The organism is Pauljensenia sp. 20925_1_27, from assembly GCF_041432835.1.
In the GTDB taxonomy this organism is placed as follows: Bacteria; Actinomycetota; Actinomycetes; order Actinomycetales; family Actinomycetaceae; genus Pauljensenia.
On the sequence record NZ_JAPWAH010000004.1, the window covers coordinates 148,586 to 159,986 of the forward strand.

The 11,401-nt window shown below is 63.5% G+C and carries 10 protein-coding genes, 1 pseudogene and 1 riboswitch; of the genes and pseudogenes, 1 reads left to right on the plus strand and 10 read right to left on the minus strand.

The annotated features are described in order from the left end of the window. Positions 1-9: 9 nt before the first annotated feature. Both O3684_RS04445 and O3684_RS04450 read right to left on the minus strand, forming a co-directional pair. On the minus strand, positions 10-393 hold the full coding sequence (locus O3684_RS04445) for a type II toxin-antitoxin system death-on-curing family toxin (RefSeq protein WP_500065290.1): 384 nt from the start codon (positions 391-393) through the stop codon (positions 10-12). Beyond that, positions 390-602 carry a type II toxin-antitoxin system Phd/YefM family antitoxin gene (locus tag O3684_RS04450; RefSeq protein WP_500065291.1) on the minus strand — a complete coding sequence of 71 codons (213 nt, stop codon included), beginning with the start codon at positions 600-602 and terminating at the stop codon, positions 390-392. Before O3684_RS04450 ends, O3684_RS04445 begins: the two co-directional genes overlap by 4 nt. Positions 603-750: 148 nt before the next feature. Here O3684_RS04450 and O3684_RS04455 point away from each other — a divergent pair, with 148 nt between their 5' ends. Then, entirely contained in the window at positions 751-1,020 is a 270-nt protein-coding gene (locus O3684_RS04455) for a type II toxin-antitoxin system RelB/DinJ family antitoxin (RefSeq protein ID WP_500065293.1), read from the plus strand. Between the two features lie 115 nt (positions 1,021-1,135). On the opposite strand, the pseudogene O3684_RS04460 reads toward O3684_RS04455, so the two are convergent. The 8 genes and pseudogenes from O3684_RS04460 to sucC all read right to left on the minus strand — a co-directional run. Next, positions 1,136-1,294: pseudogene (locus tag O3684_RS04460) on the minus strand (helix-turn-helix domain-containing protein); the annotation flags it as partial. An 86-nt stretch (positions 1,295-1,380) separates the two neighbouring features. Continuing rightward, positions 1,381-2,160 carry an alpha/beta fold hydrolase gene (locus O3684_RS04465; protein ID WP_500065295.1) on the minus strand — a complete coding sequence of 260 codons (780 nt, stop codon included), beginning with the start codon at positions 2,158-2,160 and terminating at the stop codon, positions 1,381-1,383. Positions 2,161-2,423: 263 nt separating this feature from the next. After that, on the minus strand, positions 2,424-3,980 hold the full coding sequence (gene guaA, locus O3684_RS04470; RefSeq protein ID WP_500065306.1) for a glutamine-hydrolyzing GMP synthase: 1,557 nt from the start codon (positions 3,978-3,980) through the stop codon (positions 2,424-2,426). Positions 3,981-4,131: 151 nt separating this feature from the next. Beyond that, entirely contained in the window at positions 4,132-4,716 is a 585-nt protein-coding gene (locus O3684_RS04475; RefSeq protein WP_500065297.1) for a biotin transporter BioY, read from the minus strand. Positions 4,717-4,863: 147 nt separating this feature from the next. Beyond that, on the minus strand, positions 4,864-6,705 hold the full coding sequence (gene purH, locus O3684_RS04480; protein WP_500065298.1) for a bifunctional phosphoribosylaminoimidazolecarboxamide formyltransferase/IMP cyclohydrolase: 1,842 nt from the start codon (positions 6,703-6,705) through the stop codon (positions 4,864-4,866). Between the two features lie 23 nt (positions 6,706-6,728). After that, a riboswitch (ZMP/ZTP riboswitch) is annotated at positions 6,729-6,813 on the minus strand. Positions 6,814-6,816: 3 nt separating this feature from the next. Beyond that, positions 6,817-8,280: a cell division protein PerM gene (locus tag O3684_RS04485; protein ID WP_500065300.1), complete on the minus strand. Its 1,464-nt coding sequence runs from the start codon at positions 8,278-8,280 to the stop codon at positions 6,817-6,819. Positions 8,281-8,407: 127 nt separating this feature from the next. After that, positions 8,408-9,328 carry a succinate--CoA ligase subunit alpha gene (gene sucD, locus O3684_RS04490; RefSeq protein WP_500065301.1) on the minus strand — a complete coding sequence of 307 codons (921 nt, stop codon included), beginning with the start codon at positions 9,326-9,328 and terminating at the stop codon, positions 8,408-8,410. A 27-nt stretch (positions 9,329-9,355) separates the two neighbouring features. Continuing rightward, a complete protein-coding gene (sucC, locus tag O3684_RS04495; RefSeq protein WP_500062569.1) occupies positions 9,356-10,543 on the minus strand; it encodes an ADP-forming succinate--CoA ligase subunit beta in 1,188 nt (395 codons plus the stop codon). Positions 10,544-11,401: the final 858 nt, after the last annotated feature.

The following is an 11,401-nucleotide window of genomic DNA, read 5'->3' on the forward strand; positions in this document are numbered from 1 at the left end:
CGAAGGCGATTACCCCACGTTGATCCTCACCCAGTCCACGAGTTCCTCATAACTCATAGACCCATCAGCTACACCCAGCATGGCCGAAAGAAACGCCGCATGATCGGGCGCAAAACCAACACCACACATCCTGAGATACGTGCCTAACAGAGCTGCGCCAGTTCGCTTGTTTCCATCCAGGAAGGGATGCCCCGAAATGATCCCAACTGCATACCGACACGCTTTCTCAACTGCACTGGGGTAGAGCTCCTCGCCCCCAAACGTCTGGAACGGCTGGGCGAGAGCCGAGGCCAGCATCCCCTCGTCTCGCACACCATCCAAACCACCGAAGCGAGTGATCGCAGCCGAATGGATGGCACACACATCGTCCCGGGAAAACGCGAAAGCGTTCACTTCGCGAGCTCTTCAAACACGTCCGCGTAGGCATCCATGAAATCGACAGCGACATCGACGGCGCTCTCGTACTGCTGCGCAGGCTGAATGACGACCCAAGGCCTGTTGTTCTTGAGGATCGTGACAGGCTTCCCCGTCCTGTTCACCTCTGCTGTCACCCGCGAAAAATTATTCTTCGCCTCGGCAAGTCCCATAGTTAGTGTCGACATGCTACCCCTTTCACTTCTAGCCATAATTATGGCCAGAATCTGGCCTCAGATCAACAGATCACTGCATAGCACTAGTCAATGCCGCCCCACAGCGACCCCACATTGGTGCCGGTCTGGGACTAAAATATGGATAGCGAAAGGAGCGACCATGCCAACGATGACCCGCACCGCCGAGGTGAAAACCCGCACGACCGCACAGATCAAGGCCGACGCCGCAGCTGTCTACGCACGCTGGGGAATTAGCCTGTCGGACGCGATCAACATCTTCCTGGCCAAGTCGATTGAGGTCGGCGGCCTCCCCTTCGACATGCGCCCCGAGACTCCCACGTTTGACGGACTCGAGCGCTACGCCTATCGCCCGAGCATGGATGCGAATGGAGTCGCGCGGCTCCCGGGAGACTGGGATGACGACGAGTGAGGCGGCGCCCGCTCCGTGGGAGATCTGGCACGCACGCTTTAACTTCGATGACCATAGCTACAAGTTTCGCCCGGTCCTCGTTCTCGCCCGCACACAGGACGGGCCCCTCGGCTCAATACGCCCCATCAGGGCCGGCATGGCGGGCGATCTCACGGCACACCACCGAAGGACTATGCCCAATCAAGCGAGCAATACGCGCCTGGGACAAACCCGCCTCCAGCCCTGCCATGATCGCCGTGCGGTCCTGGACACCAAGCATCCGACGACGACCCACAACCAGCCTCCATAAGCATCATCGCTACACGATAATTGCTGACACCCAATGAGACCGCCAACTTTATAATTTAGCTTTAGGCTTTATTAACAAATATCCTTTTCCAAAAATGGATTAACCAGAGCCATCCACTCTAAAGGTAGATAAGCTGATAGATACCCATGATTATAACCTTTAGCTTCATATAGTGTACAATTGGGATGCATTTTCTTAAATAACTCAGCCGACTCCTTAACGCAACTCATTTCTTTTTCGCCATAAATATATAAAACCTGCGCTTTACTTTCTGCAATAGCGTTTTTAAGTGCATATCTTCCCATATATGTTTGGTACATAGTAACTAATGTTTTAATAGGAATCCTTGGCATATCCTCCATATAGTAATTTTCTATTTCTTCTGAATAAGCCATATTGGGATACATTCTTTTCATTAGACTCAACTGGCTTTTGCATGCCACTTTGCTAAACATAAGTTTTCCAAATACCTTTACAATTACTATACTAATTCTTGCTAGTTTGCGTTGAGGAATACAAATACTCCCATCTATTATTGCTTTTTGAGCTACACCACTATCTAATGACAATAACTCAATTGCAATTTGACCACCCAGAGAAACACCGCCCACAGCAAACAATTTTCCATCACAATTATTCTTTACATAATCCATAATTTGCAGTGCAGAATCTTCAGTTGAAATGTAATCTTTTTGATATTCTTCTCCATGACCATTAAGTGTTGGTAAAATTACATGGTATTTATCGGATAACATTTGAGCCTGCCGAAGATAATTCCACCAGGAACTACCTCCACCATGTATCAATAATATATGTGGAAAATTCTTATCACCAAATTCATGAAATATCATATTCACCACCTACACAACTTCAAATTTCTTACCCACTATTTCTGCGAAAGCCTCCCACCTAAATAATGGGAGGCTTTCTAGGCAATTTGTCTACCTTATTGCCATTTCAATAAGTATCGTTCGTAAAACTCGCTCAATTCAACAACTCCCTTTCAGACCTACTTTTCTTACCTTTAGCATCAAAATAGTATCACTAAAAGTTTTTTGCTTCGGCAAAATGCCGAAACGCCGTATTTTCAACAGTTTTATAATAGAAACTTACTCTACTCCCACTCGATGGTGGCCGGGGGCTTGGAGGTCACGTCGAGGACGACGCGGTTGACCTCGGGCACCGAGTTGGTGATGCGGGTCGAGATGCGGGCCAGGACGTCGTAGGGCAGGCGCGTCCAGTCGGCCGTCATCGCATCCTCGGAGGACACGGGGCGCAGCACGATCGGGTGGCCGTAGGTGCGTCCGTCACCCTGGACGCCCACGGAACGAACGTCGGCGAGCAGGACAACCGGGCACTGCCAGATCTCCTGATCCAGTCCGGCCGCCGTGAGCTCCTCGCGGGCGATCAGATCAGCGGCGCGCAGGATGTCCAGGCGCTCGCGCGTGACCTCGCCAATGATGCGGATGCCCAGGCCGGGACCCGGGAAGGGCTGACGGTTCACCAGGTAGTCGGGCAGGCCCAGCTCGCGGCCGACCGCACGCACCTCGTCCTTGAACAGGGTACGCAGGGGCTCGACCAGCTCGAAGGTCATGTCCTCGGGCAGGCCGCCCACGTTGTGGTGGCTCTTAATATTGGCCGCGCCCTCGCCGCCGCCAGACTCGACGACGTCGGGGTACAGGGTGCCCTGGACGAGGAACTTCACCTCGCCACCGGCGGCGCCAACCTCCTCGATGACCTGATTCTGGGCGGCCTCGAAGGAACGGATGAACTCGCGGCCGATGATCTTACGCTTCGCCTCGGGCTCGGCGACGCCGGACAGGGCGGACAGGAAGCGCTCGGACTCGTCGCACGTGATAACGCGGATGCCCATGCCGCGCGCGTAGTCGTTCTCGACCTGCTCGCGCTCGCCCGCGCGCAGCAGGCCGTGGTCGATGAAGAAGCAGGTCAGCTGGTCGCCGACAGCCTTGTGCACGAGGGCCGCGGCCACGGAGGAATCCACGCCGCCGGACAGGGCGCAGATGACCTGCGCGTCGCCGACCTGCTCGCGGATCTTGGCAACCTGCTCATCCACGATGGAACCGGCGGTCCACGTGGGCTCCAGGCCAGCACCCTTGTACAGGAAGTTCTTCAGCGCGTCCTGGCCGAACTGGGAGTGGCCCACCTCGGGGTGCCACTGCAGGCCGTACAGGCGACGCTCGCTGCATTCAAAAGCCGCAACCGGAGTCTCAGCCGTGGAGGCCGTGACGGTGAAGCCCTCGGGCGCGCCCTGGACGGCGTCGCCGTGGCTCATCCACACGATCTGGTCATCGGGGGTGCCGTCGAACAGGCAGGAGTCACCGGCCACGGTGGCTTCGGTGTGTCCGTACTCGCGGGTGCCCGTGCGACCGACGGTGCCGCCGAGGGCGTGGGCCATGGTCTGGAAGCCGTAGCAGATGCCCAGGACGGGCACACCGGCCTCGAAGATCGCGGGATCGACGGAGGGCGCGCCCTCCTCATACACGGAGGACGGGCCGCCGGACAGGATGATGGCGGCGGGCTCCTTGGCGAGCATGTCCGCCACGCTCATGGTGTGGGGGACGATCTCGGAGTAGACGTTGGCCTCGCGCACGCGGCGCGCGATCAGCTGGGCATACTGCGCGCCGAAGTCGACGACGAGGACGGGGTGCATGTCAGAAGCGTTCACCCTGCCAATGGTACCCGCGCGCGCCGCGCCCCGTCGCGCTCCATTACGCATGTCACCACTGCGCACGCCGGATACGGCGACGGCCCCGCCCCCACAGAGGGACGAGGCCGACGCGCGTCGCGCTGAAGCGCGCGGTTCAGCGGAAGATGGAGCGCAGCACCGGGAAGGCTCCGGTGGCCACGGCGGCCTTGACCAGGTCACCGATGATAAAGGGCACGAAGCCCTTGGCCAGGCCCTGCGCAAACGTCATGTGCGCAAACGGGATCATCCAGGCCAGGCCGAGGATGTACACGGAGAAGAGGGACACGAGCGCGGTCGGCGCCATCGTGAGGACGCGACGGTCGGCGCCGCGCTGGGCGGCCAGACCCGCGATCGCGGCGACGAGGAGGTAGCCGAGGATGTAGCCGAAGGACGCGAAGGCCCAGCCGACGTTCGTGCCGGTGAAGACCGGGGCGCCCGCAACGCCGAGGAGGGCGTACGCGGCGACGGAGACGAGGCCTCGGCGCGCACCGAGGGTCGCACCGACCGAGAGGGCACCAAGCGTGCCGAGCGAGACGGGCACAGGCGTGAAGGGCAGCGGGACCGAGATACGGGCCAGCACGATCATGGCGATCGTACCCGCGGCGATCAGGGCAATCTCGCGAACGATCGTGCCGCCGAGGCGGTCGGCGAGGACGCGGTTCTCGCGCGCGGCGACGGGGGAAGCGGTCAGGGCGGTCATACGACACCTTTCAACTGGGCCAACGGCCTTTAATTCAATACTTGAACGATATGCTGTGTGCCACTCCCTGTCAAGCACACCCGAGCACATCACAGGGGGCGAGCGCCACACCGGCGCTCGCCCCCTGGAGCCCATGAACGGGTTTGATCAGTGCGCGAAGTGACGCGTCCCCGTCAGGTACATCGTGATGCCCGCGGCGTTCGCAGCGTCAATCGACTCCTGGTCACGCACGGAACCACCAGGCTGGACGACCGCCTTCACGCCCGCGTCGATGAGCACCTGCAGTCCATCCGCGAAGGGGAAGAACGCATCCGACGCAGCGACCGCGCCAATGGAACGCTGCTCGGGAGCCTCGGCCACAACCTCGGACGCGCGAGCGCCGCCCGCACTGTCCACGGTGGACGCCGCCGCATCACCCGTCGAACGCGAACCCAGCGTGTTCGCACGCTCAACCGCCAGCTTGCACGAATCCACGCGGTTCACCTGGCCCATGCCCACGCCCACCGAGGCACCGTCCTTGACCAGCAGGATCGCGTTCGAGCGCACCGCACGCACCGTGCGCCACGCGAACTCCAGGTCCGCCAGCGTCGCCTCGTCGGCGGGAGCGCCGGCCGCGAGCGTCCAGTTCTCCGGGGAATCGCCGGGCGCGTCAATGTCGTCGCGCTCCTGGACCAGCAGGCCGCCGCTGATCTGCTTGAACTCGTACGAGCCGCGAGCCGGGGGCTCGACCTGCAGGACGCGCAGGTTCTTCTTCGCACTCAGAACCTCGAGCGCGCCCTCCTCGTAATCGGGCGCCAGCACGACCTCGGTGAAGATCGGGACGATCTGGCGGGCCAGCTCCACGCTCACCGGTCGGTTCACGGCGATCACGCCACCGAATGCCGACACGGGATCGCAGGCGTGCGCGAGGCGGTGCGCCTCAGCCACATCGTCAGCCACCGCGATGCCGCAGGGGTTCGCGTGCTTGATGATCGCGACGCAGGGGCGCTCGTGATCGTAGGCGGCGCGCAGGGCGGCGTCACCATCCGTGTAGTTGTTGTAGCTCATGGCCTTGCCGTGCAGCTGGCGCGCGTTCGCGATACCCGGCGCCAGGGCCTCGTCGTCGGTCTCCTCATCCTCGAAGGACTCGTCGATCTCGCGGTAGACGGCCGCACCCTGATGCGGGTTCTCGCCATAGCGCAGGGACTCCACGCGCTCGAACGCGTCGGCCACAAACACGGGCATACCCGAGGCCTGTCCGTCCTCCTCGGGGACCTCCACCACGTAGTCTTCCTCAGTCTGGTAGCCCAGCGACTCCAGGAACGCCGCGTCGGAGGCGTCCAGGTGGGACTCGGCGGCCTCGTCGAGGGTCTCGCGCACGTCCTCAAGATCCAGCTCGTCGGCAAACCAACCGGCGATCGCCAGGTCGTAGGTCGCCGTGTGCGCGAAGGCCTCGGCAGCCAGCTCGCGGCGCTGCTCAAGGGTGAAGCCCTCCCCCGCCGCGGCCTCGGCGACATCCGCGTAACGCTCCGGCGAGGTCACGACCGCGACCGACGGATGGTTCTTCGCGGCGGCGCGCACCATGGAGGGGCCGCCGATGTCAATCTGCTCGACGCACTCATCGAAGGACGCGCCCGAGGCAACCGTGTCCTGGAAGGGGTACAGGTTGCACACGACCAGGTCAAACGCCTTGATCCCCAGCTGCGCAATCTGCTCGCGGTGCGCGGCCTTACGCTGGTCGGCCAGGATGCCGGAATGAATGAAGGGGTGCAGGGTCTTGACGCGACCCTCGAGCACCTCGGGGAAACCGGTCACGTCGTCGACCGGGGTGACGGCCACGCCAGCGGCCGCAATGCGGGCTGCCGTGGAGCCGGTGGAGACGATCTCCACGCCGGCCTCGCCAAGCGCGCGAGCGAGATCCTCCAGGCCCGTCTTGTCATACACGGAGATCAGGGCCCGCTTAATGGGGCGCACGTCAATGGGTTCCAGGTTGTCCAGGGAGACGGACATAGTTCCTCCAGGTTGAGACCAAACCCAGGCGCCCAGGCGGGCGACGCCTCGCGGGAAGTGCGGCCGCTCCCCGGTGGTGATCCACCCTCGCCAGTCGCGGCAACCACCAGTCTAGTTCAGGCCCTCGCGCCTCGTCGCCTTCGTCTCGGGGTCTTCCGCGTCACCTTCGGCCTGCGCGGACGCACTATCCGCGGCCTCGTCGGCGGCCGTTTCACTAGTCTCCTCGGGCATCTCGTCCGCTTCTCCCCCATCGGCCACCGCTTCGAGATCCTCAGCCCCAGCCTCGTCGGCGCTTGCTTCCGTGTCGCCCACCTCAGCGGGGTCGGAAGCCTCAGCCCAGGCCTCGTCCATCGTCGAGGCAGCGGCTCCCACGCGGGACGCGCGCTCGGCGGCGCGGCGACGCAACGCCTCGCCCTCGTTGCGGACCCGGCCCGCACCCTCGCCGAGGAGCGCACGCGTCGTCGGGTGTGTCGCCAGTGCGATAATCAGCGCGGGCAGGGCGATCTCAAGCACCAGGGCGAGCGTCGCCCACCCCACGCGCGGGCCCATCAAGGCCAGGCGCACGGAGCCCATGCTCATCGTCGCGCTCCACATCCACAGAGCCGTCACGGCCGCGACGATCAACGAGGCTAGAAGGCCCTGGGCAGTCTGGTGCAGCAGGTGCTCACGACGGAACGAACGCGCCGCGACGATGCCCAGGCCAACCCCCAGCGCGATCGGCGCGAGAACCACCCACATGCCGGGAGCCGTCTCCGGAACAGCACCCAGGAGCGGAATGGGCGGGATCGGGCCAGTGCCCGCCACCGCGGGAGAATGCAGCGAATCCGTCGCCGTCAGGAAACCCGCACCCGACCACCACGAAGCCGCCCACGCCATGACCGTCGGCGCAAACGCCAGCTGGGCGCCGACAATAAACGCCGTATCCGCGCCCGAGGCCGCCCCCAGAATCTCCTGGATCCCAGCCATCCGACTCCACCCAGCCACAAGCGCAACGATCGACGCAACGAACGACGCGCCCGCGAGTACCAGAACGGACACGCCCCCCAACTTCAGGCCGCCCGAAATCCAGTGCTGCATCGTCGGAGCCTCGTGATCGCGCGCATACCTCGACGCAACAAACCAGACCGAGCCAATCAACGGGATCAGCACGCCGCCGATCGTGCCCGTCCACCAGTGCGCATGAGTGCCCGACGTACCCGCGAGCAGCCAGGACGTCAGCAGAAAACCGGGCACAGCAAACAGCGCCGCACTGCGCGGGAAACCAGCCGTATTGCGCAGCAGGAGGCGCACGAGGACGATCAGCAGCGCGCCCGCCAGCGTCGGGATCGCACGGTAATACACTCCCCCAACCACCGACGTACCGCCAATGACAGCCGCCCACAGGTCGCCGCCCAATCCGAGCGCGTCGCGCGGCGTCGTATCATTCATCCACGTATTCGAGCGCAGCGTCAGGTAGGCGATCATCGCGCACACCGTGATGAGCGCCCAGCCCGCGAAGGCTGCCTCAACACCCGCTATCACGCCGCGCGCCCACCCCTGCGGGACGGCAACACGGATCGTCGCCCGATCCGCCACGTACGTGGTCGTAGTCCGCCGGGGTCTGGGTACTTCTCTGATGCGCTCGCTCACAGGCCCATAGTGTCAGAATCGGCCCGGGGCCGCGACGCTGCGCGCCGACCCCGGGCCGATTCGTGCTGTGACGTTAGCGCGAGAGGATCTCTCGAGCGATCTGCGCCGTCTGCGAAGGAGTGCGACCCACGCGCACGCCCACGGCCTCGAGCGCCTCCGCCTTCGCGGCAGCCGTGCCGGACGAGCCCGACACGATCGCGCCCGCGTGACCCATCGTCTTACCCTCAGGCGCGGTGAATCCCGCGATGTAGGCAACGACGGGCTTCGTCATGTTCTCCTGGATCCACGCGGCCGCACGCTCCTCGGCGTCGCCGCCGATCTCGCCGATCATGATGACGAGATCCGTATCGGGGTCCGCCTCAAAAGCCGCCAGCGCATCGATGTGGGTGGTGCCCACGACCGGGTCACCACCGATGCCCAGGCACGTCGTGAAACCGAAGTCACGCAGCTCGTACATGAGCTGGTAGGTCAGCGTGCCCGACTTGGAGACGAGGCCGAGGCGGCCCGGTCCTGTGATATCCGCTGGGGTGATGCCCAGGTTCGCCTGTCCGGGCGAGATGATGCCGGGGCAGTTCGGGCCGATCAGGCGCACGCCCGCCTCGAGTGCACGCTCAACGACGATGGTCGAATCCTGGACGGGGATGCCCTCGGTGATGAGGACGATCGTCTCGATGCCCGCCTCGATGGCCTCGAGGGCGGCGCCCTTCGCGAAGGCCGGGGGCACGAAGATGACGGAGGCGTTCGCGCCGGTGACCTCGCGGGCCTCGGCGACCGTGCCGAAGACGGGGATCTCAACCTGGCCGTCGGTCACCTTGTCGGTGCCCGGGCCGTAGCCCTGCACGTCGAAGGTGACGGTCGTGCCGGCCTTGCGCGGGTTCGTGCCGCCCACGATGGTCGTGCCCGAGCTGAGCATGCGCTGAGTGTGCTTGCGGCCCTCGGCGCCGGTCATGCCCTGGACAATGACCCGGGTGTCAGAGTTGACGAAGATAGTCATGATGATTCTCCTGGAATTCTCGGGTCGTTACTTCGACGAGGCCTGGGCTGCGAGCTCGGCCGCACGCCGGGCCGCGCCGTCCATCGTTTCTTCCATGTGGACAAGCGGATGCGCGGCCTCGGCAAGAATCGCACGACCCTCCTCGACCTTGTTGCCGTCGAGACGCACGACGAGCGGCTTCGAGGCCGCATCGCCCAGCGTCTCGAGCGCGCCGATGATGCCTCGGGCGACCTGATCGCACGCAGTGATGCCACCGAAGACGTTGACGAACACGGAACGAACCTGCTCGTCGCCGAGGATGATATCCAAGCCCTTGGCCATGACCTCGGCCGAAGCACCGCCGCCGATGTCCAGGAAGTTCGCGGGCTTCATGCCGCCGAACTCCTCACCGGCCATCGCGACCACGTCGAGCGTCGACATGACGAGGCCCGCGCCGTTACCGATGATGCCGACCTGGCCCTCCAAGCGCACGTAGTTGAGACCAGCCGCCTTCGCTGCGGCCTCGCGCGGATCCTGCGCGGCCACGTCCACCAGCTCGGCGTGGCCGGGGTGACGGAAGCGGGCGTTGTCGTCGAGAGTCACCTTGCCGTCCACGGCCCACACAGAGCCGTCAGGGCTGGAGACGAGCGGGTTGACCTCGACCAGGGTCGCGTCCTCGTCGCGGTAGACGGTCCACAGGGTTTCGAGGACGGGGGCGATGGCCTCGGCCGTGGCCTCGTCAAAACCGGCTTCCTTCGCGATGCGTCGGGCAACCTCGGCGTCGATGCCGACAACCGGATCCAGCGGGACGCGGGCGAGCGCCTCAGGGCGTTCCTTGGCGAGGGTCTCAATATCCATGCCGCCCTCGCGCGAGCACATCGCCAGGTGGCGGCGGTTCGAGCGATCCAGCAGGATCGAGAAATAGTATTCGGCGGCGATGTCCGCGCCGACAGCGATCATGACCTTCTTGACGATATGGCCCTTAATGTCGAGGCCGAGGATCGCCTCAGCCTTCTCGTAGGCCTCGTCGGCGGTGTGGGCGAGCTTGACGCCGCCAGCCTTGCCGCGGCCACCGGTCTTCACCTGAGCCTTGACAACCAGCAGCGACGCACCCTCCGCGAGCAGCTCGCGCGCGCCCTCGCGCGCCTCTTCGGGGGTCGACGCCAGGCGGTAGTCGAGCACGGGCACGCCGTGCTCCTTGAACATCTGCCGGGCCTGGTACTCGTAGAGATCCACCTTATTCCCTCCGTTGAACGTGGTGTGGTCAGCGCAATAATTCTACCGTGCAACCGGCACAAACGCGCCATTTCCTTACATTATGAAGGCTTGTCACCCCCTTGACCCGTGCACACTGTTCCTTTGACTTTGCTTTGCGTTGCGGGGTGGGTTGCCCGGGTGTGGTCCGGGGTGTGGTCCGGGGTGTGTTCCGGGTGGGTTCCGGGTGGGTTCCGGGCGTCGTGGGGTCGGGTTGTCGACCTCGTTGGGGCAGGTTCTCGACCTCGTTGGGGCAGGTTCTCGACCTCGTTGGGGCAGGTTCTCGACCTCGTTGGGGCAGGTTCTCGACCTCGTTGGGGCAGGCAGGGCGTTCCCACTGCCCCACTGCCTCACATGCTCACTCCCACGGCGACGAGGCCAGCTCTCACGATGCGACTCGGCCTTATGCGGGTCCTACCAATTTGCACGTTAACTCGCTAATACGAGCCGGGTCCCTCTCATGCGCACGTTAACTCGCTAATACGAGCCTGGGCAGCCCCGCTCACGCTCTCAATAGCGGGTTTGCGTGCGATAGAGCGGGTTTACACTCGCAATAGCGGGTTCACGTGCGAGCACGCACACCATGCCAGACATCGTTGTGCCCACAACGCAGACCACTTCGCCACTAGCAGCCCGTTTTCAGTGTTTTTCACCGAGGTGGTCTGCGATTTGAGCGCCACACCACTGCAAACCACGGCCGCGCCGCTACCAAACGGGGGGAATTGCGCCATGCAAGGGTGCGACACGCCGGCGACACGCCGCCAGAGGGCTTCGCATGGCGCAAAACCCCCACCGCCACCAGTGTCGAGCGCGCTGCAGGGGCCGAGGGTCAGGCTGGGG

What these genes read in the sequence shown, in the direction of transcription:
- O3684_RS04450 (WP_500065291.1), bottom strand. Translation starts at nt 602, where the DNA reads ATGTCGACACTAACTATGGGACTTGCCGAGGCGAAGAATAATTTTTCG.
- O3684_RS04455 (WP_500065293.1), top strand. Translation starts at nt 751, where the DNA reads ATGCCAACGATGACCCGCACCGCCGAGGTGAAAACCCGCACGACCGCA.
- O3684_RS04465 (WP_500065295.1), bottom strand. Translation starts at nt 2,160, where the DNA reads ATGATATTTCATGAATTTGGTGATAAGAATTTTCCACATATATTATTG.
- guaA (WP_500065306.1), bottom strand. Translation starts at nt 3,980, where the DNA reads ATGCACCCCGTCCTCGTCGTCGACTTCGGCGCGCAGTATGCCCAGCTG.
- O3684_RS04475 (WP_500065297.1), bottom strand. Translation starts at nt 4,716, where the DNA reads ATGACCGCCCTGACCGCTTCCCCCGTCGCCGCGCGCGAGAACCGCGTC.
- purH (WP_500065298.1), bottom strand. Translation starts at nt 6,705, where the DNA reads ATGTCCGTCTCCCTGGACAACCTGGAACCCATTGACGTGCGCCCCATT.
- sucD (WP_500065301.1), bottom strand. Translation starts at nt 9,328, where the DNA reads ATGACTATCTTCGTCAACTCTGACACCCGGGTCATTGTCCAGGGCATG.